The sequence below is a fragment of the Aetokthonos hydrillicola CCALA 1050 genome (genome assembly GCF_017591665.1).
Taxonomy (GTDB): Bacteria; Cyanobacteriota; Cyanobacteriia; order Cyanobacteriales; family Nostocaceae; genus Aetokthonos; species Aetokthonos hydrillicola.
This window is the reverse complement of record NZ_JAAKGC010000001.1, coordinates 1-22,881: the sequence shown is the minus strand read 5'-3', so window position 1 is coordinate 22,881 and position 22,881 is coordinate 1. Positions and strand designations below refer to the sequence as shown.

The window sequence follows — 22,881 nt, the reverse complement described above, 5'->3', positions numbered from 1 at the left end:
AGTCAAAAGTCAAAACTGGTTTTTGTCTTTTTTTCTTCCTTGCTCCCTGCTCCCTTGCTCCCCTGCTCCCTGCTCCCTACTCCCTCTTCGAGGATGCGAATTTGACTGAACTTGAACGCTATCTGTTTGATTTACAAGGTTTTTTGGTGCTGGAGAATGCCTTAAGTTCAGCACAAATAGCAGCTATTAATCAGGTTCTCGACAAGCAAATTGCCAAAGTCGATCAACCTTTCAAGCCGTGGGTTCGGTTTGATGGCTTGCTAAACTGGGGTACTGAGTTTCGTAATCTCATCGACAATCCCCGTATAACTCCTTATCTTGAGGCTCTACTTGGATCCAGGTTTCGCTTAGATCACGACTACGTTCACATCCTTCGCCAAGGATCTTCTGGCCCCATTGGTAGTATCTTACACGGTGGCGGTACTCCTTATGATCCGTGCCAGTACTACCTTTACAAAGAAGGAAAAATTTTCAACGGTTTGGTTGCGGTTGCTTACAATCTGACAGACGTACCGGCTGGCTCTGGTGGGTTTGGGTGTATTCCTGGTAGCCACAAGAGCAACTTACCATTACCACAAGAGTGGCAAGATTTAGAAAATCCTCATCCCTGTGTTCAAAAAGTTTCTGGTAAAGCCGGAACAGCAATCATCTTCACTGAAGCCCTTAGCCACGGTACTCTACCTTGGAAAGGACAACATGAACGCCGTACATTGTTCTATAAATATTCTCCTTACGCTAGTGCTTGGGCGAGGTACTACTACAACCCCGATGACTATCCTGATTTAACACAGAATCAGCGTCAAATTTTAAAGACACCTGGGTTTTATCCTTGAGACTTTCTAGGAAGGGCGTTTACTGGTGATGTAACAAACCTGCTATAAAAGACTTATCTAAACTTGGTTAAACCTTATTTAGCGCTAATTTCCTGCTTCAACTTGGGGAGTCGGCTCCTTCCAATCCACAGGCTTTGCTTTCCGGTCTAGCCAACCGTACTACTTTATTTGGTGCATCTTTTAAGTTGTCAGCAGCATTCTCATCCCTATCCTGAGAATGACCGCATCTTTCACAATTAAAAATTCTATCTGATAGCTTCATAGGCTAAAGAATTATAGAGAATTATAGCTAAGTTTTTGTAAATTTAGTAAACCTCTATCGTCTCATTGAAAGGCAAATCCCCAGGTAGTAAACCTGGGGATAATATTTTGGATGTATTTGAAAGATCTCTTGGTAGCCAACCAAGAGAGGAAGTTTCTGCTTTTGCGTAATGGATTTCGTTAGGTAAAATCCATTGAATCAGACGATACTTTTTTTTCAAGCAGAATTGTTGCCAATTTGGCAGAATCTTTAACAGTTATCAGTCATCAGTTATCAGTTATCAGGGCAGTATACGCTTTGATCACTGATAACTGTTCACTGTTCACTGTTTTAATTTACCCGCTTGGTAGGTGGGTTCTGTGGTTCAGTAGGTTGGGTTACATGAGCCGTCTGCAAGGTTTGAACCAATTGACTCATAGCAGTCTCTAATTGAACACCTGGATCAGTGGCTACCCAGCCTTCTGGTGTAAGGTTACGGACTTCAAAGTGCAGGTGGGGACCTGTTGAATTACCGGTACTGCCAACTAAACCAATCACGGTTCCCTGTTGTACAACCTGTCCGGGTTGTACAAGGAGTTGTGACATGTGACCGTAAAGTGTTTGCTGAGCGTTGTTGTGATTTAGGATAACGGTTAAACCGTACCCGCCCACATAGTCAGCAGTATCTACTGTACCAGGGTAAGCTGCCAAAACAGGTGTTCCTGTTGATGCACCTAAGTCTGTACCAGCGTGGAAACGGCGATCGCCTGTAATTGGATGAGTTCGCCAACCAAAGAAAGAAGTGATTTGAGCTGGGATGGGAAGAGGGAATAGCAATCCCGCAACACCAGAAGTCAGACCCCCACTGTAAGCAATTTGTGGCAAGGTTGAAGCTAGTGGGATGTTATAAGCTACGGTGCTAGGGCGAGGTGCGACATTGTCAGCAGTTAACGGTGCTGACAAAGCACCACCTTGTGGTGCGGGGTGATCAGTAACTGTCGTTGTGGAGATAAAATTGTTAGAAATAGCCCGATTGGTTCGGTAGTCGCTCTTAGTTACACCACTAGAAGCAATGCGACTTGAACGTGTAACACCAGAAGCAATACGATTCCAACGTGGGACGATACGGGTTTCGCCACCAGAAACATCTTTGTCTGAGGTAACGGTGACTGAATGAGCGGTTTGGCTTCTGCCGATCCAACCAGGCACATGCTTGCCTTGTAACTTAGTATCGGAATCAGCTAAAGGCTGATTTTGAGAGGGTGATTTGGCGCAAAGACTGCTTAAAACATTTTGCCCTTGTGCTAAAATCGTTCGGCACCCACTAGAGCGTTCTGTGATGACTACAGAATCAGGTGCTTGATATTTATGAACCGTACCGTTGCTGTAATCATTGGGGTCAATATAGGCGTTATTGTAATCCTTTTGATTTTCGGCAGTTACACTGCTAGGTTTCGCTTTTTGCGCAATATTTCCCGCAGAGGAGCCTTCAGTTGTTGATGCAGTAGGATCAACTTGAGGTTTTTGATATTTATGAATTACAGAAGCTTCTAATTTTGCTTTAAAAGAACTTTCACCTGCTTCGGGCGTAGAAGTTTCTACCTGGGGTTTTGATTTTCTGACGAACACTGTAGGCTCTGAAGCCTCATGCTTCTGAGGAGAGTTTGCTGATTGAGCAATGTCTCCTTTATTCAGCCTTTGTCTCAGTCTTGCTCGACGTTGGGAAAATTCTAGCTCTGGTCTACCCACTTCCGGGGTGGAAACACTGTGATTTTGTTGAAACTTAACTTTAACAGGTGCTTCTGAAGCTGAATTTTCAACTGTGGGAACGATATTATCTATTGCTGCTGGTTCGGTTTGGCCATATACTAAGCCGCCAGAAAGCAAGCTAAAGCTCCCAAGCCAACAGAGGCTTTGTGCTGGCAGGGATCGCTGCCATGAGTTCTGCGAACGGTTATGGGCAGAGTTATTGCGCTGCTTCATTGGTTATCGTCGTGTTGTGCGTAGTTAGCCTAAGTTTACGGTAGCCCAAACTGATTGTACCGGGTTGGAGATGAATTTCCGATTGCATTATTTTTCGTTGTTTCGATGTCTCTACGCAAACGCGCAGATCCCCAGTGTGAGTTACGCCAACTATAGTACTCATAACATCATTAACATATATCTCCTCACCAATATTTATGAGGAATTCTAAATAGCGAGATAACAATATGTTTATTCCTTCTTGGAATAAAGACTGTATCCCGGATTCTATTCCTAATAAAATTGTAGAGGTTAACATTTCAAGACTTGGGATTGGTTTTGGCTGTTGATTTGCTTGCCATGTTTCCAAATTGATTCCAGTTTCTGGTACTGGGTTTGCCCAATTAATGCCAACCCCAATCACTGCTTGGGAGATTTTTCCAGTTTGGACTTTCGTTTCTGTCAAAATTCCTCCCAGCTTTTTGTATTTATAGCCGTTTTCGTCGGATTTGCACACTAAATCATTAGGCCACTTAATACCAAGTGGAATACCACAACTTTGCAGTTGTTGAGCAATTCCCCAAGCAGTCGCCAAAGTTAGCTGATAACTGTTACTAGCTTCGATATTGGGTGCGATCGCTACCGAAAGATATAATCCCCCTTCTTGTGAAACCCACTGGCGACCCCATTGACCTCGTCCTGACGTCTGTTGAGTGGCAATAGCGACACATCCTGGTTCAGATCCAGAGCCTAGTAAATCCCAAACAATTTGGTTAGTTGAAGATACGGTTTCAAAAAGATGTAAAGAAAATGGTAAATACGCAGACTGACGCCCTGCTTTAAGGGCTGCTTCTATTGTTTCCTGATTCAATGGCACAAAGGTTAACCCAAAGACTGCTGATCCGAGTTAGGATGTATTAAATACGAGAATTCAGGAGTCAGGAATCAGAATTCAGCATGAATTCTGTCTGACTGGGGAGTCAAATACCCAACGAGATTTATTCTGACTCCTGAATTCTGAATTCTGACTCCTTCTTTAAATTTTTGTTTCGTTTCTGGGTTTAGTTCACGATGCACACTTGGCAATGGCGTACTTGGGAAGGACTGCCCTACCTGACTTGTAGTCTACTAGAACCTTGGAGTCATGGCTTTTTTACCCAACATTTTTGGCCGCGATCGCCATTGGAACTGACCAAGGTTCTACACCCAGAAGCTTCAGTCTATCGCTTAAAACAGGTACATGGCAACACTGTGCTGAGTCCAACAGAAATTGGTAGCGAGTTTAACGAAGATCAGGAGTTGACTGAGGGAGACGGCTTAGTCACTGAACAACCAAACCAAGCTGTTTGGGTAGCTAGCGCTGATTGTACACCTGTTCTTATTGCTTCACAAAGAACAGGGCAGGTTGCAGCAGTACACGCAGGTTGGCGTGGTACAGCAAGCAAGATTGTACCAGAGGCGATCGCGAAAATGCTCTCTCTTGGCAGCGAACTTGAGGATTTACGAATTGCTATGGGTCCTGCTATCACTGGTGAAGTTTACCAAGTTTCACAACAGGTAGCAGCAGAAGTTGGGAGGAGTATTATACCACATCATGATGAAAATGCCATCGTAGATGCATTGCATGAACTACCACATTCTCCTGTACTTACAGATCCTCATCCTGATAGAGTGCGGCTGGATGTGCGCGTTGTTAATACTTTACAAATACAAATGTTGGGAATTAGTTTACAACAGATTGCGATCGCTCCTTATTGCACTTACCAAACAACAGAGCATTTCTTCTCTTACCGCCGAGAAAAACAGAAAAAAGTCCAATGGTCGGGAATTGTGAGTATTTGATCGTCCCACCAATAACACAATTAGTTCGTAGTTGCGCTTCAGCGCATTAAACAGTAAGCAAAACCATAAACTCTAATTTGCTGAGATATGTCAGTGCAAAAAAGTCGGAGAAATTTGTAAAAAAGTCTAATTTTTACGTGTTTTCCCTTAAAATATTTTTGTAATACTTTTGTAACCACTTCAAATCATGGATTTTGAGCAAGCCCTATTGGTTGCAAACGCTGCAATCTTTGCTCTTACAGAGAAGCATCTGAATAATCTTGAAAGAGCAGTACTGTCAGGCTCATGGGAAGGACAAACCTATGAACAGATGGCACAAACGTTTTCATGGTCTGAGAAAACTCTTAAAGATGCGGGTTCTTCTTTGTGGAAATCCCTAACAGAAGCTCTTGGAGAAAAAGTTGGGAAAAAGAATTTTAGGGCAGTTTTAGAGCGGCTGGAAATACAGAAAAACTCTGCATCTGCAAAATCAAAAAATTACCAGGATTGGGGAAAAGCACCAGATGTTGCGGTGTTCTTTGGACGAGAAGAAGAACTGCAACTTCTAGAGCAATGGATTCTTCAAGATCGATGCCAAGTGGTTGGGATTCTTGGTTTTGGTGGTATCGGCAAAACAAAACTGTCTGTTCGCTTGGGTAAAGGTGGTATTGGCAAAACAGATCTATCTCTGAAACTAGCACGCAGCATTCAAAACGAGTTTACTTATATTATCTGGCGTTCTCTACTCAACGCCCCACCTCTGACGACTATTCTCACTGAGTGGATCAAGTTTTTATCTGATCAGCAAGAAACTCGTTTACCTGACACTGTGGACGAACAACTGAGATTAGTGTTGCAGTATCTACAATCGAAGCGTTGTCTCCTGATGCTTGACAATATGGAAACAGTCCTCCAAAGTGGTGATCGTGCAGGACACTATCGTCAAGGTTATGAAGACTATGGTCAACTCCTCAAGGCGATCGCAGAAATTCCTCATCAAAGTTGTTTATTATTAACCAGCCGCGAGAAGCCAAAAGAACTAGATCGCAGCACTTATCCTGTGCAGGTTCTAGAACTGGGTGGTCTCGATTATGCGCAAGGACGCAAGGTTTTTGCTGAGATTGGATCTTTTAAAGGTTCACAGGAACAATGGCAGGAATTGATTACTTTCTATAACGGTAACCCTTTGGTTCTTGAACTCGCAGCGCGACATATAAAAGAAGTATTCTTCGGTGATATCTCTGATTTTTTGAAAGAAGGTAAACAAGTCTTTGAAGACTTGAACGACTTACTAGACTGGCATTTTGACCGACTTTCAGAGCAAGAAAGAGAAATTACCTACTGGTTTACAATTAACCGCGAACCTGTCACAATTGCTGAGCTACGTCATGATATCCTGACTTATTCTCGACAAAAACTCCTTCCATCCACACTACAATCCCTACAGCGGAGATTACCGGTTGAAAAAAACGAACAAGCTTCTGCTTTTACTTTACAACCAGTTCTCATGGAGTACATGACTGAGCGGTTGATCGAACAGATGAGCCAAGAAATTGCCACAGGGAATGTTTCGTTATTTAACACTCACGCGATTATCAAAGCCTCAGCCAAAGATTATATACGCAAAAGTCAAGAAGTTCTCATCCTTCATCCCCTGCATCAAACACTCATTGAAAGTTTAGAGAATACTACCCTGGAAGCGCAACTGACTCATATTCTTTCTACCGTGCGTCAACAGTCACCTTGTAAACCCGGTTATATTGGAGGAAATGCACTTAACCTTCTTTGCTTCGGCAACTCTAGCTTACAGAAATACGACTTCTCCTATCTTGAAATTCGGCAAGCTTATCTACAAGGAATAACTTTACATAAAGTCAGCTTTGCTTATTCTAAATTCTTACAAACCGTTTTCACAAGCGTTTTTGGAAAAATCTTATCTCTTGCTCTCAGTCCTAGTGGAGAATACTTCGCCACAGCAGACACACTCAATGAAATTCGCTTGTGGCAAGTAATAGACAATCAACCAATACTCACACTACGCGGTCACACGAATTGGGTGTGGTCAGTAGCTTTTAGTCCTAACGGATTGCTCTTAGCTAGCGGTAGCGACGATCCATCTGTGAAGCTCTGGGATACCCGTAACAGTCAGTGTCTTCACACCTTAAACGAGCATACCAAAACTGTCTATTCGGTAGCTTTCGCCCCCTCTGGTACAATACTTGCAAGTGGAAGCCAAGACCAAACGATAAAATTGTGGAGCGTCCACGCAGGAACATGCTTAAATACTTTAATAGGACATACTAGTGCTGTGTGGACTGTTGGTTTTAGTCCAGATGGCACGACTCTGGTCAGTGGTAGCGTTGACCAAACCATCAAGTTTTGGAATATACAGACATCTCAGTGCATCAGAACGCTTGAGGGTCACACTGGCGCATTGCGTGTTGTTGCTTTTAGTATCAACGGACGAATCCTAGCAAGTGGAAGCGCTGATAAAACTATCAAACTCTGGGATGTTGACACTGGTCAGTGCCTTGATACATTATATGGACATACAAGTGTCATCCGTTCTATTTGCTACAGCCCTGATGGCCAATTCTTAGCTAGCAGCAGTGATGACCATACTATAAAACTTTGGGACTTACAAACGGGTCATTGTGTCAACACCTTTAGAGGACATGCAGGTAGTGTAAGGTCGGTGGTTTTCAGTCTAGATAGTTCTACACTGCTCAGTGGTGGTTATGACGAAACAGTAAAGTTTTGGGAGTGTAATACAGGACGTTGCATTAACACCCTTCAAGGATATACGAACTCTGTTCGCTCTGTTGCTTTCAGTTCTGCCGATATACTGCGTGGCGAGAGTGTCAGTATCGAGGACTCAACATCTCCAGAGGAAATTGGGAACTTGCTTGCTAGTGGGTGTGACAACGGAAATATAGTTTTATGGCATACCTACACCGGGGAACCTACTCAGGTTTTAAAAGAGCATACAAATACTGTTTGGACTGTTGCTTTAAGTCCAAATTCTGGTCAACTTATCGCCAGTGGTAGTTGGGATAGAACAATTAAGCTTTGGAACCAAAGAGGTTTGTGCCTTAGTACCTTAAAAGGACATAGCGATTTAGTATTATCTGTAGCATTTCACCCCACAGATGATATCTTAGCGAGCTGTAGTCAGGATATGACGATTAAATTGTGGAATGTACACACAGGCGAATGTTTCAACACCTTACAAGGTCATGCTGGTAGCATCTTATCAGTCGCTTTTGCTCCTAATAGCTCTATTTTGGCTAGCAGTAGTGCTGACACAACCATAAAGCTTTGGGAAGTAAACAAAGGCGAATGCTTCAAAACTTTACAAAAGCACACAAACGGTGTCTGGACCATCGCCTTTAGTCCTGATGGTACCATACTGGCTAGTGCAGGTGATGACCAAACAGTGAACTTATGGGATGTGCCATCTGGGGAATATATTTGTACACTGCAAGGACATGATAATAAAATTAAGTCCATTGCCTTCACGCCGGATGGTCAATTATTGGCAAGTGGTAGCGAGGATCGCACGATTAAATTGTGGGATCTGCAAACTAATCAATGCTTATATACTTTGTCAGGACATGACAAATGGATACAGTCAGTTGCTTTTAGTCCAAATGGCTCTGTTTTAGCCAGCGGTAGTGAAGATGAAACAATAAAGCTTTGGGATGTGGCTACTGGTAATTGTATTCAAACACTGCGATCGCCTAGACCATACGAAGGTATGAACATTATTGGCACTACAGGATTAACCGATGGGCAGAAAGCTGTGCTCATAGCTCTAGGTGCAATACAACATGAGACATAAGTTCTGTATTTGAAGGTTTGTAGTTGCGCTTTAGCGCATTCGCCTTCAGGCAAAACAGCCCAACTACGAACCAATAAACATAACTAATACCAATTCGCTGAAATATTGCTACACATTAAAAATCTTGAAAGGGCGAACGGCGTTCGCCCCTAAGTAAGTCGGCGTTAATATTTCACGTTATGTTAAGAAATTTTAACGTAGGGTGTGTTGTCGCGCAGCGCAACGCACCACCACGAATTTAAGGTGCGTTACGGCTTCGCCTAACACACCCTACGGTCAATTTACATTTCTTCATATACATTGCATTTTTCTCGCCAACTTACTTACACATTGCACTTCAACTTATACAAGCACTTTAGTAGAAAGTCTTTATAATTCCGACTTTTTCCGACTTTTTCGCCTTGACAGATGTTCGCGAACCTGAGAATATACCTGAGAACATAACTGCACAAGCACTAAAGTGACATCACATCTTGCACCATATCTTAGCAACTGGAAGTCACAGATGTAAAAACAAATCAGAACAATGCTGAAATCAAACTGTAACTTTAGCGTTATCAATGCAAAAATTCACTGTGTTTTAGCGTGTCTTACTGTGTTGATTGCAGGGTTTGAAATTTCATTTAATAAAGTGAAAGCTGCTCCTGTAAACAGAGAGCAATACTGCTTTCAGCAAACTGCTATGCCGAATGATGGTTTTTTGCAATCGAAAGATGATTTGATTATTTCACCACAAATCAATTATCGTATTAATTTGCGGGAAAGACCAGGTATAAGTTTCAAGGTTCAGCACGTTGTTGCTGGACGTTCTGAAGTTAAAGTTTTTAAGCGAGTTAAGAATGATGATGGCTATTGCTGGTTTCAGGTACAGTTAAAGAAATCTAATATCAAAGGTTGGGTTCGAGGTGATTTTTTGAATATGAGCGATCGCGATTAGAAGATGAAGAGAAATTAATACAGGATTTCATTTGAATAGTTTTTTATTTTATTAATTAAGCATAGTGTAATCTCAGTATGACCGAAATAAAGTTTGTATGTAGTTTATAAAATCAGACTCAAAGGATGTTTTAAAAGTGAAGAATTATTGTAAGAAAATATTTCTAAACTAGATAAATATGGAACAAAAATTACTTAGTAACTTATTTTTAGGGTTGATAACATTATCAAGTATCACTATAACTGCATTCCTCCTAAATCAACCAAGCTACGCAGCAGGTGTTGCTTTCTTTTGTGGTAAAACCAAATATCAAGGTAGAAGCGTACCAGCAACCTATGCGCGAACCCAGGATGGTAAACAAATATTAATACTACGTTGGATTTCCGATGATAGTTTTCCACCACCCTGGACAGGACAAAGACGCTGTAATGAGGTGTCTCGCAGGTTTCAGCGCAGCTACGAAAATAGTACCCTCAAATACATCACTACTGGAAGTATTAATAAACAATCGGTAGTTTGCGCGATCGCAAATCAAGAGGATCCTTGTACTGAGAGCAATTTATTGTTTACCCTCAAACGCGGTACAAAACCCAGTGCTGTATTAGCAAGATTACTAGACCGTCGTGGTTTGGCAGCTGGTAGGGTATTAAATGAAAGTGGTGGTGACGAACTGACAATTGATTTTGATGTATACCTCCAGGGGGTTGCATCCGAAAAGTGAAGTAATTTTACATTTGAGATTTGGAATGAAATTTCCTTACGAAGTCGTACCTGCGCTGATTGGGATATCAATAATCCTTGTAAAGACACAAGTTGCTGTAGGACTATCCTCACAGGAAGTCGCAAAGATTGCCAAAGAAATCACCGTACTTATCGCCAGTACAAACAATCCTGGTTCTGGGGTAATCATTAAGCGAGATGGTAATACTTACACCGTTATAACAGCTGCTCATGTAGTTGCAAAGCCTGATAATTATGCAATTGTCACCTCAGATAGTCTACGTTATCAAATAAATTACAAAACTGTTAAGCTTTTGCAAGATATAGACTTAGCAGTAGTGCAATTTACTAGTGATATTAATTATAAGGTCGCCAAAATAGGTAACTCTGACCAAAGCACAGAAGGGACAACAGCTTATGTAGCAGGTTTTCCTAAAGCTACAGCTGTTATTTCTAGACGTGTCTATAATTTTGTGGAAGGGAAGATTAGCGCTAATGCGTCGAAAGCTCTCAAAAAAGGTTATGCCTTAGTTTATAGTAACGATACGTTACCAGGAATGAGTGGTGGAGCGGTACTAAACGACAAAGGCGAACTAATAGGAATTCACGGTCGTGCAGATACATCTACAGAGAATTTAAAAATATCAGATATCAATCCTAATATCGCGATCAAAACTGGGTTTAATTTGGGTATTCCTATTAATACTTTTTTGCGGTTAGCATCAAATGTTGGGGTAAAGTTGGGTATCTCTGCACCACCATTAGTTGCGACAGCACCTAAAGCGGATGATTTCTTTGCTCAGGCTGGAGATAAGTTTAGAAAAGGTGATTATAAAGGGGGAATCGATGATTTAAACGAAGCGATTCGTCTCAATCCTAACTATGCTAAAGCATACTACGCTCGATCACTTATTCGTGTTGCTTTATCAAAAAACTGGCAAGGGAAAGACTGGCAAGGGGCAATTGATGATCTCAGTGAAGTTATCAAGATTAATCCCAAGTATGTCGCTGCATACAATACTAGAGCTTTCTTCCGTATGCAATTGAAAGATTTCCAGGGGGCAATTGCTGATGCAAATCAAGCTATCAAGATTAATTATAACGATCTCAATGCACACAAAATTAAGGCTATCTCCCGCCTTCTACAGAAAGATTTACCGGGAGCAATTGCGGATTTGAACCAAGTTATTAAGATTAATCCTAATGATGCTGGTGGCTATGTTGGTCGGGGTAAGGTTCGCACCGAATTAAAAGATTTTCAAGGAGCTATTACTGATTTTAACCAAGCCATTAAGATTGATTCTAACAACATCTATGCATATAACGGACGAGGTGAAGCCCGTGTTAAGTTACAAGATTGGCAAGGTGCGATCGCTGATTTTAACCAAGCTATTAAGATTAATCCTAATGATGCCGAAGCTTACAGCGTGCGAGGTTTAATTCACTATGCTTTGGGAGATAAGCAAAGTGGGATCGCTGATTTTAACCAAGCTATCAAAATAAAGCCGAACGATCCTAGAGGTTACGTTGGTTTAGGTGTTATCCGCGCCGGGTTAGGAGATAAACGAGGTGCGAGCGCATATTTTCGGAAAGCTGCGAATGTAGAATATCAAGAAGCCGGAGATACAGAACTTCACCAAAAAATTCTGGAATTAATCAGACAACTCCAGTAGTAAAATATATCATACGAAGTTGTGAGTGTGCTCGACTTGATTTGAGAGACAAAAGGCAAGCAATTGCTGATTCGTACAAATCTGCTAATCTATTTCAGCAATAAGGAAAAACGTATTTTTACAAAAAAGCTTTAAGTTAATTAAAATGGAGCAGTGAAAATTTAGATTGTGCTGCTATTGGCAATTTAATTAGTTTTAAATGATTCAATCATTTTTTCTACAGCATTAATAAATTTATCATAATCATTTACATCTGCCGTGTAGGTAACTATATAAGCTTTAGTTCCTTTTAAAGCCCAAACTTGGAGAGTTTTTACATTATTTCCATCAACTTGACTAGTAAAAATTAATTGTCTGGCTGGTTTACTATCGAGCGTAGTTTCACTAGTCTCTAAAATATTTGCATTTCGAGAAGACTTCTTAATTTCACCTTTCAGTATCTTTACTGATTCATCTAATGTACCATTAAAATCTTCAACACTAATAGTTACAGCCTCTTGAAAAGTGTCTTGTTTATCTTGTTTTGGCGAGACAAAAATAATCACTTCTTGGGTAATGGCATTTGGGACATCTCTTTTCTGCCAATTTTCAGGATATTTGATTTTGATACCCTGCTCCAGGTTTTCATACAACTGAAAGTTTTCGGACTCTGGTTTTAATTTTTGCCAAAGTACACTGCCAATAGTAACTACTAAAACTAATAATCCACTAAATCCAAGAAAAGCAAGCGTCTTTCTCAGTTTGGGTAGAGGTAGTCTGGTAGTATTTGATAAAGCCTGCAATACTTGTGCTGCTGATTGGTAACGCTCGAGATAATTGTGGCGCACCATTTGGTCTAATACATTCGCTAATTTATTGCTAACTTGAGCGCGATCGCGCCAAACAATTTCACCTTTATAATCTCTTTGGAATTGTTGCGGCTCTATTCCCGTCAAAGCTTGAATAGCGATTATCCCCACTGCATAAATATCGCTGCTAAATCTTGGATTAGCTTCTTCTTGTTCACTTGGCATGTACCCAGGAGTACCAATTAGGACAGTCACGCGATTTTTGCCTTGGGAATTAACACTTTGGGTATATATTTCTTTAACTGCACCAAAGTCAATTAATACTAATTTTCTATCAGATTTTCTACGAATAATATTAGGAGGCTTGATATCTCTGTGAATATAATTACGTTTATGCACTAAATCTAAAACTCCTAGTATTTGAGCTAAAAAGTCTGCGGCTTCTGTTTCACTCCAGCGCACACCAAGGCTTAATTCTTTACTCAGGTCATTACCGTCTATGTATTCTTCAACTAAATAAAACTCTTGATTTTCTTCAAAATAAGCTAACAACTGCGGAATTTGGTCATGTTCTCTTCCTAACTTTTTTAAGGTTTTTGCTTCCTTGTCGAATAAGTCTTTTGCTAACTTTAGTGAGTTTGGTTCTTGAGATGGTGGTATTAATTGCTTGACAACACATATGGGACATCCCGGGATGTGTAGGTCTTGCGCTAAGTAGGTAGTAGCAAACCCTCCACTTCCTAATGTGTCCACAATTCGATAGCGTCCGCCTATCATTAAACCTGGGTTGATGGTCACGCTTTGCTCTAAAAGGTTTAATTACTGATTCTTTAATTTACATTTTCCCACAAAATCCGAGTTAGCTATTTTTACGAATTGTTGCTTTTTGTCACAAAGTCTAACTGAAGGTAAAAGGTCAAATGAGGATTCAAGGATTACACCTTTATCAAACCGCCCTTGTTAACTTCAAAATAATCCTGTTCATCGTGAAAATCTTAAAAACCTGCTCAGGGTTCTTTCTTCGCCTTGAACCTTTTCCTTTAAGCGACAAGCGTTGAGACACCTTGCGTCGAAAGACTTATCCTCCATAAGAGTGAAAAATCTTAAACCTCCGACTTTTTGCGACTTTTTCGCCCTGACAAGTATCAGCAACCGTGAGAGTATCGCTTCATCATCTTCCTTCTACTTGTATAAAAATGACGGGTAGGACATCAAATCTGAATGCAAAATTTGTAACTAAAAGAGAAATTAATGAAATTGAAAATTTCGCAAGAAGTAACAAAAATATCAGTATTTTAAATAAATTAAACTTCTTGTAAACTCTCTAAAGTTGAATTTCGTAATCTAGAAATTGCTAAATCTAGAAATTACTAACTTAAATTAAACATAAAAAGAATTGAAGTTTTACCAACTAGGATAAAAATATGAAACTACTACAAATAGTGAAAAATGCTGCTGTTTCAGCAATTATAACAGCCAGTATCAGCACGAGTATTACTCTTAGTAGTCAGCAATTAACAGCACAGCAACCTATATTAATTGCCCAAGCTACTAACACGCGCAAAATTGTTTTACCTGAATTTGGCTACTCTTTCGACTTACCAAGTTGGGCACGCATTGAGAAAGTTAGAAATAGGGGTAATATCAGTTTTGATATTCTAACACAAAAAAATTATGAAGCTCGACAGCGTGGAGATAATAAATGCTCATTTATGGGTGATATCAACACAATTGGTTGTGCCGATATATCTATCTATATTCAAACAAATGGTAGTAAAAAGTTGGCAGAAACCCATAAACAGCTTACTACTGTTTGTAACTGTGATGTAATCACTGGTCCAAATGTCTACAAAGGTAAGATAACAATCAACGGGCGAACATACCGTAAATACGAATCTGGAGACGAAAGTGGAACGTACAATAATTACTTATACCTTACAAAGGACAATCACCTACTTACTGTAACTCTGTGGAAAGAACCCTATAAAGGTAATAGGGATGCATTAGTAACAATTCTAGGTTCTTTCAAGGAATAAAAAAGAGTTTTTATCTTTCTATTGTTAATCTGGATTAATGAATATGAGCGCAAAATACAAAATTATTTTTTTCATAATTGGTTTTGGTCTGATTGTGAGTGGACTGCGAGTAACAAAACAACTTGCAATATCAAACTCTTTAGCGATCGCACTTCTTCCAGAAACAAGTACACAGAAAGTCAGCAAAACACCCCTAACTAAAGAAACGCTTTCAAATGCTGAGTACCATGTTTCCGACTACGGTTCTTTCAAGCTGACTAATGGTTCTTATAGAAATCAAGAGACGAAATTAAGTGTATCGGGAGGAAAGACCATCACTCTTGGTGATTTGAATAATGATGGTATAAAAGATGCTGTTACCCTTCTTACAGTAAACGGCGGTGGTTCAGGAATTTTTGAATACCTAGCTGTAATCATCAATGAAAAAGGTAGCCTTAAAAACGCTGCTACCGAGTATCTTGGCGATCGCGTGGTAGTCCAGAGTGTCTCTATTAGTGCAGGGAAAATAAAAGTCGTTATGTTGACTCAAGGTCCAGGGGATGGGTTGTGCTGTCCAAGACTGAAAGTTGCTCAGACATATATATTGCAAGGGAATAAATTGAAGCGTATCGGCTACAAGAAATTACCTTCAACCTAATACACCTTTCAGTCGAAAAACTTATCCTGCACAACAGTGAAAAATCTTAAACTTCCGACTTTCTGCGACTTTTTTGCATTGACATAATATCAGCAGGCTTGAGAGTATCACTTTATCATCCTCCTCACACCTGTGTAGAAATTACGGTTTGAACGTCCAGTCCGAATGCAAAAATTGTAACCAGGAGAGACATCAATGAAATCTCAATGGAAATGGCACAGATTATTCTTGAGCAGTTTGATCGCAACTACAATCACTACAAGCTTATTCGATACCAATTCCTACCGTGCAACTGCCAATAGTCACCAGACACTCAGCAATACCCAGCGACTATCTCAATTTCAAACCATCGGCTTGAAAAAAAGTGGTGGTTTATCTACGCTTGTCAAGCCAAATCTTAACAGAGCTAATAGTAGGAAGACTATTAGTCTCGGTGAGCGATCGCCCATCGTTACAGATTGGATCAGGCAATTTGGGACTCTCGGTGATGACTCTTCTGGAAGGATAAGTATAGATAAAGCTGGTAATGTTTATGTTGTAGGAAGTACTTCTGGATCTTTAGGAGGAGCCAATGCAGGGAATTATGATGCCTTTGTGACAAAGTATGACAACAGAGGTAACCGATTATGGATAAGACAATGGGGAACTTCAGGTTACGACGGAGCTTCAGATGTAGCTGTTGATAATGCTGGTAACGTTTATGTTGCTGGCTCAACTGGTGGCTCTGTCGTTACTTCTAGAAGTATTAGCGGTGCTACTTCAATAAATATTATATCTAATACTGTTGCCTTTGTGACGAAGTATGACACCAATGGTAACCAGTTGTGGACAAAACAGTTTGGAACTGCTACTACTCTTGGTATTAGGTTAGCTTTAGACAGTTCTGATAATGTCTATATTACAGGCAACTCCAATAACTCCTTAGGAGGGGTTTTTGCTGGTGGGATAGAAGATGCTTTTGTAGCAAAATATAGCAGCAGTGGTACACAACTTTGGATACGGCAGTTAGGCACTTCTTCTGATGATAATTCTTTTGCCATTGGAGTTGATAGTACTGGTAATGTCTATATTGCAGGCTACACTGACGGACTTTTGGGTAGTACTAGGGCTGGGGGTAGAGATGCCTACATAGCAAAGTACAATACTAGTGGTACACAGTTATGGATACAACAATTAGGCACTTCTGCTGATGACTTAATATATGGGTTAGCCTTAGACAGTAACGGTAATATTTACATCACGGGAAATACTACTGGTTCTCTCGGTGGGACAAACGCTGGAGGTAGCGATGTTTTTATTGCGAAGTACAACAGCAGTGGCACACGACTGTGGACAAAACAATTGGGTACTAACACTGATGACTACTCAGGTGGCATAGCTGTAGACAGTACTGGTAATGCTTATATTACAGGTTTTACCAAAGGATCTTTGGGAGAAACCAATCTCGGGAGTTACGACGCTTGGATAGGAAAGTATGATAGCAATGGGCAACTGCTATGGAAAGAACAGTTAGGTACTGTTGCTGATGATGAAGCCTTTGGCATAGCTGTCCAAGGCAATAGTATCTATCTTACAGGCGAGACTGCGGGCGCATTAGCTGCACCCAATGCAGGCAGTTATGATGCTTGGTTGGCAAAATTCAGCTTGTAAGACTGATGGTTGAAGCTGTACCAATACTGCATAGGTTAAGTTTGAGATAACTGTTTTACGACTCCGGGGGTTTGAGTTGTTGAAGCTAGGAACTGTAAACTTTTAAGAAAGTCAGCCTCAAAGGCAACTTTGAGGCTGTTAACAATCTATATAGAATTTACACGCATATTATGGTATCGACTCCTCCCTCTCAAGCTTCCTCATCTCAATATCAAGTCAGCGATCCACAAGTAGAAGTAGATTCTCTGGTAACTGAAGCTAAACCGGAGAGTGATATTGATTTAGAATTCCTATACACTAGAGACATTGAATTCCGCCAAGAAACCATTTACTTTATTGTTGTGGATCGCTTTCATGACGGTGATCCCGACAATAGTGCAGGTCCCAACCCAGAACTTTACGATCCAGACCGACAAGATTGGGGGAAATATTGGGGTGGTGACCTTCAAGGAATTATTGACAAACTGGATTACTTAAAAAATATGGGAGTGACAGCACTTTGGCTGACACCCCTGTTCGAGCAAGTTGAAGCGTTATTTGTTGAACAAGCTGCGATTCACGGATACTGGACTAAAGATTTTAAGCGCCTCAATCCTCGCTTTATTGGCACGGATGAAGAACCTTCTCTTAACAAAACTCAACAAACTAAAGAGACAATCTTTGACAGATTAATCGATGAGTTACACAAACGCAATATGAAAATGGTGCTGGATATTGTGTGTAACCATAGTAACCCTGATTTCAGCGGTACTAAAGGTGAACTCTACGACGATGGCGTTAAGATTGTTGATTTCAACAATGATGAGAATCACTGGTATCACCATTATGGTGAAGTCGTTGACTGGGAAAACGAGTGGCAAGTGCAAAACTGTGAGCTATCTGGATTGGCGACCTTCAATGAAAATAATCCAGACTACCGCAACTATATTAAATCAGCAATTAAACAATGGCTAGACCGGGGAGTTGATGCTTTGCGAGTCGATACGGTTAAGCATATGCCTATCTGGTTTTGGCAAGAGTTTAATGCTGATATTCAAAACCACAAACCAGATGTTTTTATCTTTGGGGAATGGATTTTTAGCGATCCCAGGAACGAACGTTCAGTTGAGTTTGCTAATGAGTCTGGAATGACAATTTTAGACTTTGGTCTTTGCATCGCAATTCGAGAAGCTTTGGCTCAAGGTGCTGAAGGGGGATTTCACCTGATTCAAGATGTTCTTAACTTAGATCATCACTACTACAGGGCAACAGAGTTGATTACATTTATTGATAATCACGATATGCCGCGATTTCAAAGCTTGAATCCAGATCCGGATCTCCTACGAGTGGCGATCGCATTCATTATGACCTGTCGTGGTATTCCCTGCATCTACTATGGCACCGAACAATATCTCCACAACGATACAAACGGTGGCGATGACCCTTATAATCGTCCAATGATGGAGAAGTGGGACACTGACTCACCCATTTATCGGGATATTCGGTTGCTTTCAGGGTTGCGAAGATTGAATCCAGCAGTATCTATGGGGAGTCACTGGCAAAAGTATATAACACCCGATATTTACTGTTACATCAGGCGTTACCGTGATTCAGTAGTATTTGTGGCTATGAATCGTGGGGAAGCTGTCACTCTGGATGTTGTCGCCACAGAATTACCAGAGGGAGAGCATACTGATATCCTGACGCGGCGTAAGTTTGAAGTCAAAAATGGAAACCTGTATAACTTGGAGTTAGGTTCACGGGACGTGATTGTCATCAGTCACCTTGGGGAGCGTATCAAGGGACAAACCATAGTGCGGGCGCAGCTTAACGGTGTCGAAACAAAGCCTGGTGAGATCGTTGCGGTTATTGGAGATTGTCCAGAGCTAGGCAACTGGGATATTGCTAAGGCTTACCGACTGGAATATATTAACACCAACACTTGGTTTGGAGAAATTCCCTTTAATGAAAGTGCTGGTAAGTTAATTTCTTACAAATACATACTCTTGCGTGAAGGAAGTTCCCCGCTACGAGAGAATATCGTTTGTCGTCGCTGGGTAATTACCACTGAAGGGACAGTCAAATGGCGAGATCAATGGGAAACAGGGCGTGAGTCTTAAGTAGTTTCTCCGCATCCGCCGAACTCAGCCAGCGATTTAAATCGCTGGCTGATAGCTAAAGTCCTCTCAAGAGGACTGAGCAAGGATTTCAGTCCATTTCAATGGACTTAAGCTATTAGCCCGGAACTTAAGTTCCGGGCGGGATATCGGGCTAATTCAGTCCGGGTGCAAGATGTCTGTATACTTAAAAATGCCTACTCCCAACGTCAGCAATGACCATCAAACCGCAGAAAATTTTAATTTTGGCAGCAAATCCTCAGCAAACTGTGCGGTTGCGCTTGGATGAAGAACTGCGTGATATTAAAGAAGGTTTACAAAGGTCGCTAAATCGGGATAAATTTGACCTGCGCTATGATTTGGCAGTACGTCCAAGGGATATTCGCCGCGCTATTTTGGGTTATCGACCAAATATTATCCACTTTTCTGGCCATGGTTCAGGGATAGAAGGGTTAAGGTTTGAGGATGAAACAGGATCTGAACAGCTAGTTACGGGAGAAGCTTTAGCTGGACTATTTGGACTGTTTTCTAAGCAGGTAGAATGTGTGCTGTTAAATGCTTGCTACTCAGAAATTCAAGCAGAAGCTATTGTCCAACACATTAATTATGTGATTGGCATGAGCGATCAAATCCAAGATAAAGCAGCAATTGAATTTGTTGTAGGATTTTACGATGCGCTTTTGGCTTATAATCCCGAATCTGACGGTGATTCGCCTATAGAGTTTGCTTTTGATTTTGCCCGGAATGCGATTTTGTTAGCTGGTGTGTCTGGCGAGTCGATTCCTGTGATCAAAAAAAAGGCTATTATAGCTACAAGAATTAATTCACCAGTTGTGGAACAACGTAGTTATATACAAATTCCCGGTCGAACTAAAATTTATATTTGCCAAAGGTTGACACAAGATTGGCAAGATCTAGCAGATTATTTTGATATTAAAGCGCACGAGCGTGCCGGTTTCAAACCCGGAAGAGAACCCCACAGTATTTGGGAGTGGTTAGAGCAAAGAAATCGACTTGGTGATTTAGAATCAGCTTTAATTGCTATTGGGCGAGACGATTTAGCTGAGGAGTTAAAAAAAAAACTAGTTGATGATGTTGAACCTGAGGCGGCATATTTAGGTAAACTGGACGGTAATGTACCAAATTTACCGCCAAATTTTTTACCACGTCCTGAACAACTAGAGCCTTTAAAGAAACAATTACTTGAGCGCACAAATCAGCCTGTGGGAATCACTGGCAAAAGTCACCGTGTTGGTGTGCAAGGGATGGGGGGAATTGGTAAAACTGTTTTAGCTACAGCCCTAGCACGAGATGAAGAAGTCAGAAGGGCGTTTCCTGATGGGGTGTTTTGGGTAACATTGGGACAAGAAAATCCCCAGATTTTAACTTGGCAATCCTATCTTGCCAAGGAATTGGGCGATAAGCAAGCGACTTTTACCGAGATGGGATTGGCAAAAGCACGGTTACGGGAGTTATTTGCAGATAAAGCTTGCCTGCTGATTTTGGATGATATTTGGCGTTTGGAAAATGCGACTCCGTTTGATGTGTTAGGGGAACGCTGTCAAATGCTAGTTACCACCCGTAATGCAGCGATAGTTACAGGGTTAGGAGGGGAAGAATATCCGCTTGGGGTTTTGGATACACAACAGGCGTTAGTACTTTTGGCAGATTGGGCAAAACAACCAGAGATCATTGGCTCCACCCCGCAAAATAATGTCGCCTTGCAGATAGCACGAGAATGTGGATATTTGCCTTTAGCATTGGCGATGGTAGGGGCGATGATGCGGGGTAAGCCACTAAATCGCTGGCAGAATATTTTAGAAAAACTGCGTGGTGCTGACTTAGAGAAAATCAAACAACAGTTTCCTGATTATCCATATCCCGATTTACTTAAGGCGATCGCGGTAAGTATAGAGGCTTTGGATGAGAATTGCAAACAGCGATATTTAGATTTTGCTGTCTTTAGAGAAGATACATCTATACCAGAAGCAGTTTTGCAGACTTTTTGGCAACCGTTGGGGTTTGATGAGTTTGATAGCCAAGATATTATTGATGAATTGGTGAGTAAATCTCTGGCTTTACGGGATGAAGCTGGAAATTTGCGCTTGCATGACTTGCAGTTTGATTATGTCAGAAAACAGCACACCGTGTCAGGGAAGGAAAGTGAGGGCATAGGGTTTTTACACAATCGCCTATTAAATGCTTACGGTGAGAAATACCCATTGGGCTGGCATGATTTACAAAATGACGGTTATATATGGCAAAATTTAGCCTATCACTTGCAGGCTGGGGGAAGTCCAAGGGAATTACAACAACTGCTTTTTGATTTTCGCTGGTTGCAGGGGAAGTTGGAGAATACTAATGTTAATGCCTTGATAGCAGATTATGATTTTTTGCCGGAAGACCAGAATTTACAGTTAATTCAAGGCGCATTGCGGTTGTCAGCACATATTTTAAATCAAGATCAACAGCAATTGCCAGGGCAATTATTAGGGCGGTTGTTGGGTTTTGAAAGAGAAGAAATTCAAAGATTGTTAACGCAGGTGCAGCAATGTACAACTCCAAGCTTGCTTCCCCAAACAGCCAGCTTTGCTCCCCCTGGTGGTTCCTTAGTGCGTACCCTCGTTGGTCATAGTGCCTCGGTAAATGCAGTTGCCCTCGCACCTGATGGCAACTACGTGATTTCTGCTTCCCTTGACTCCATCCTAAAAGTCTGGAATTGGCAAACAGGAGAACAACTACGTACCCTCGTTGGTCATATTCATTGGGTAAATGCAGTTGCCCTCACACCTGATGGCAACTACGTGATTTCTGCTTCCGGTGACAAAACCCTAAAAGTCTGGAATTGGCAAACAGGAGAACTACTGCGTACCCTCGTTGGTCATAGTGCCTCGGTAAATGCAGTTGCCCTCACACCTGATGGCAACTACGTGATTTCTGCTTCCCATGACTCCACCCTAAAAGTCTGGAATTGGCAAACAGGAGAACAACTACGTACCCTCGTTGATCATAGTGGCTGGGTAGGTACACTCGCCCTCACACTTGATGGCAACTACGTGATTTCTGCTTCCGGTGACAAAACCCTAAAAGTCTGGGATTGGCAAACAGGAGAACTACTGCATACCCTCGTTGGTCATAGTGACTCGGTAAAAGCAGTCGCCCTCACACCTGATGGCAACTACATGATTTCTGCTTCCCATGACAAAACTCTCAAAGTCTGGGATTGGCAAACAGGAGAACTACTGCGTACCCTCGTTGGTCATAGTGCCTCGGTAAATGCAGTCACCCTCACACCTGATGGCAACTACGTGATTTCTGCTTCCCATGACTCCACCCTAAAAGTCTGGAATTGGCAAACAGGAGAACTACTGCGTACCCTCGTTGTTCATAGTCACTTGGTAAATGCACTTGCCCTCACACCTGATGGCAACTACATGATTTCTGCTTCCGGTGACAACACCCTAAAAGTTTGGAATTGGCAAACAGGAGAGCTACTGCGTACCTTCAATGGTCATAGTGACTCGGTAAAAGCAGTCGCCCTCACACTTGATGGCAACTACATGATTTCTGCTTCCTATGACTCCACCCTAAAAGTCTGGAATTGGCAAACAGGAGAACTACTACGTACCCTCGTTGATCATAGTGA

General features: G+C 41.4%; 15 protein-coding genes. 11 read left to right on the top strand and 4 right to left on the bottom strand.

Annotated features, from left to right (window positions below; all coding sequences use genetic code 11):
• The first annotated feature begins 101 nt into the window (after nt 1-101).
• Nucleotides 102-833: a phytanoyl-CoA dioxygenase family protein gene (locus G4P69_RS00070; protein WP_208339414.1), complete on the top strand. Its 732-nt coding sequence runs from the start codon at nt 102-104 to the stop codon at nt 831-833.
• Between the two features lie 97 nt (nt 834-930).
• Here G4P69_RS00070 and G4P69_RS40350 read toward each other — a convergent pair whose 3' ends face one another.
• The 3 genes from G4P69_RS40350 to G4P69_RS00060 form a co-directional block, all read right to left on the bottom strand.
• Nucleotides 931-1,095 (bottom strand): zinc ribbon domain-containing protein, encoded by a 165-nt coding sequence (locus tag G4P69_RS40350; protein WP_339385220.1) that lies wholly within the window; start codon nt 1,093-1,095, stop codon nt 931-933.
• Between the two features lie 330 nt (nt 1,096-1,425).
• Nucleotides 1,426-3,057 (bottom strand): M23 family metallopeptidase, encoded by a 1,632-nt coding sequence (locus G4P69_RS00065; protein ID WP_208339413.1) that lies wholly within the window; start codon nt 3,055-3,057, stop codon nt 1,426-1,428.
• Entirely contained in the window at nt 3,041-3,913 is an 873-nt protein-coding gene (locus G4P69_RS00060; RefSeq protein ID WP_208339412.1) for a biotin--[acetyl-CoA-carboxylase] ligase, read from the bottom strand. The genes G4P69_RS00065 and G4P69_RS00060 overlap by 17 nt, the downstream gene beginning before the upstream one ends.
• A gap of 194 nt (nt 3,914-4,107) precedes the next feature.
• Between G4P69_RS00060 and pgeF the strand changes: the two genes are divergently transcribed.
• The 5 genes from pgeF to G4P69_RS00035 all read left to right on the top strand — a co-directional run bounded on the left by pgeF (nt 4,108) and on the right by G4P69_RS00035 (nt 12,028).
• Nucleotides 4,108-4,878: a peptidoglycan editing factor PgeF gene (gene pgeF / locus G4P69_RS00055; RefSeq protein WP_208339411.1), complete on the top strand. Its 771-nt coding sequence runs from the start codon at nt 4,108-4,110 to the stop codon at nt 4,876-4,878.
• Between the two features lie 187 nt (nt 4,879-5,065).
• Nucleotides 5,066-8,698 (top strand): WD40 repeat domain-containing protein, encoded by a 3,633-nt coding sequence (locus tag G4P69_RS00050; protein WP_208339410.1) that lies wholly within the window; start codon nt 5,066-5,068, stop codon nt 8,696-8,698.
• A gap of 526 nt (nt 8,699-9,224) precedes the next feature.
• The gene (locus G4P69_RS00045; RefSeq protein WP_208339409.1) at nt 9,225-9,635 is read left to right on the top strand and encodes an SH3 domain-containing protein; all 411 of its coding nucleotides are present in this window, start codon (nt 9,225-9,227) and stop codon (nt 9,633-9,635) included.
• A gap of 178 nt (nt 9,636-9,813) precedes the next feature.
• Nucleotides 9,814-10,356, top strand: a complete 543-nt coding sequence (locus G4P69_RS00040; protein ID WP_208339408.1) for a COP23 domain-containing protein — start codon at nt 9,814-9,816, stop codon at nt 10,354-10,356.
• A gap of 25 nt (nt 10,357-10,381) precedes the next feature.
• On the top strand, nt 10,382-12,028 hold the full coding sequence (locus tag G4P69_RS00035) for a serine protease (RefSeq protein ID WP_208339407.1): 1,647 nt from the start codon (nt 10,382-10,384) through the stop codon (nt 12,026-12,028).
• A gap of 185 nt (nt 12,029-12,213) precedes the next feature.
• Here G4P69_RS00035 and G4P69_RS00030 read toward each other — a convergent pair whose 3' ends face one another.
• A complete protein-coding gene (locus G4P69_RS00030) occupies nt 12,214-13,614 on the bottom strand; it encodes a protein kinase domain-containing protein (protein ID WP_310834212.1) in 1,401 nt (466 codons plus the stop codon).
• Nucleotides 13,615-14,240: 626 nt separating this feature from the next.
• On the opposite strand from G4P69_RS00030, the gene G4P69_RS00025 reads away from it, so the two are divergent.
• From G4P69_RS00025 to G4P69_RS00005, 5 genes are all read left to right on the top strand, one after another.
• Nucleotides 14,241-14,852 carry a hypothetical protein gene (locus tag G4P69_RS00025; protein ID WP_208339406.1) on the top strand — a complete coding sequence of 204 codons (612 nt, stop codon included), beginning with the start codon at nt 14,241-14,243 and terminating at the stop codon, nt 14,850-14,852.
• Between the two features lie 43 nt (nt 14,853-14,895).
• On the top strand, nt 14,896-15,489 hold the full coding sequence (locus G4P69_RS00020) for a hypothetical protein (RefSeq protein ID WP_208339405.1): 594 nt from the start codon (nt 14,896-14,898) through the stop codon (nt 15,487-15,489).
• Nucleotides 15,490-15,684: 195 nt separating this feature from the next.
• Nucleotides 15,685-17,139, top strand: a complete 1,455-nt coding sequence (locus tag G4P69_RS00015; RefSeq protein WP_208339404.1) for an SBBP repeat-containing protein — start codon at nt 15,685-15,687, stop codon at nt 17,137-17,139.
• A 170-nt stretch (nt 17,140-17,309) separates the two neighbouring features.
• A complete protein-coding gene (locus G4P69_RS00010) occupies nt 17,310-19,238 on the top strand; it encodes an alpha-amylase family glycosyl hydrolase (protein ID WP_208339403.1) in 1,929 nt (642 codons plus the stop codon).
• 212 nt (nt 19,239-19,450) lie between these two features.
• Nucleotides 19,451-22,881, top strand: a 3,431-nt coding sequence (locus G4P69_RS00005) for an NB-ARC domain-containing protein (protein WP_208347904.1), incomplete at its 3' end; no start/stop codon positions are given.